Below are 1,409 nucleotides of genomic sequence, written 5' to 3' on the forward strand. Positions count from 1 at the left end.
CCATCCGGATCCGCGACCATCGCCTCCACCACCGACCGGAACATCCCCGCCAACCGCACCAACCCCGCACCGTCGAACACCCGCGCGTCACCGACGAGGCGGATCGTCGCGCCGCTGGCGCCGACGGAGAGCGCGAACTCGGTGGCGGCCCCGTCGCCGGCCACCGACATCTCGATGGCGTCGCCGCCGGCCGGTGGCGTTGCGGCGTCGGTGGTCGGCATGGTTTCCGCGGATCGGGCGGGAGGCGCGCCGACCGGCGCGGTCCCGTCGGTCCGGGGTTCGGTGTAACCGAACACGACGTCGATCGGGTGGGCGTCCACACCGGTCAGTCGCCGCACCGCCGGCAACGGATACCGCCGGTGCGGCCACAACTCCACCTCACGGTCGAACACCGACCGCACCAGCTCCCGCCACGTCCGCGCACCCCGCGCGAACCCGAACGGCAGGATGTTGATGTACATCCCGTGCACCCGCTCCGCACCCCGCACCTCCGGCCGCGCGTCACACACCAGACCGGAGTGGAAGGCGGGTTCGTTGGTGAGCTGGCTCATCACCTTCAGGTGCGCCGCGTGCAGGACCGCCTTGACCGGTACGCCGACGGTGCTGGCGAGCCGGCGCAACGCGCCGTCGAGGTCGGCGATGTCCAGCGTGGCGCGGTGCACCCGCCGCGGGCCGGTGTCCACGGTGGGCGTCCCGGGCAGGGTGAGCTTCGGCCAGCCGGTCACCACCGTCCGCCAGTAGCCGGCGTCCGCATCGGATCGCAGGGCCGTCAGCTCGGCGGCGACGAAGTCCGCGTACCGGACGGCCGCCGGCTCGACCGGGGTGGGCTGCTCGCCGCGCCGCCGCCGGTGGTATCCGCCGAGCAGGTCGGCCAGCAGGAGGTTGAGGTCCCAGCCCCCGGTGATCAGGTGGCTGACGGAGACGGTGAGCCACCAGGCCCGTTCGTCCTCGCGGTGCACGGCGACCCGCAGCAGCGGCGGCGGCTGCGCCGGGTCGAACGGCCGCTCCCGCTCCGCGGCGACGTACGCCGGGTGGCCGGCCGCGTCGGGGTGCACCGCAACCGGCACCTGCGCGTCGGCGTGCACCAGCTGCATCGGCATGGAGTAGCCGGTCAGGTCGAAGGAGGTGCGCAGCGTCTCGTGCCGGGCGACCAGTTCCGCGAGGGTCGCGCGCAGCGGCGCGACGTCGAAGGGCAGATCGTCCTGGACCCGCATCGCGTGCACGATGTGGTACGGCGCGGTGGCCTCGTCCTTGGCGATCTCCACCGCCATGCCGACCTGGGCCTGCGTGGCCGGGTAGGCGTCGGTGAGGCCTGCCGGCAGGGCGGCCCGGTCGGCCTCGCTGACCAGGGCGAACGGGGCGACCGGGGTGAACGCCTCGACCGCGTCGACGCCGCCGAGAGCCGCAGC

The 1,409-nt window shown here is 74.2% G+C and carries 1 protein-coding gene; it reads right to left on the bottom strand.

The window, feature by feature from the left end; all coding sequences use genetic code 11:
• Nucleotides 1–1,409: condensation domain-containing protein (locus tag AB0G14_RS35735; RefSeq protein WP_357705241.1), on the bottom strand; the 1,409-nt coding region annotated here is incomplete at both ends.

The organism is Micromonospora sp. NPDC023814, from assembly GCF_040639595.1.
Lineage (GTDB): Bacteria > Actinomycetota > Actinomycetes > Mycobacteriales > Micromonosporaceae > Micromonospora.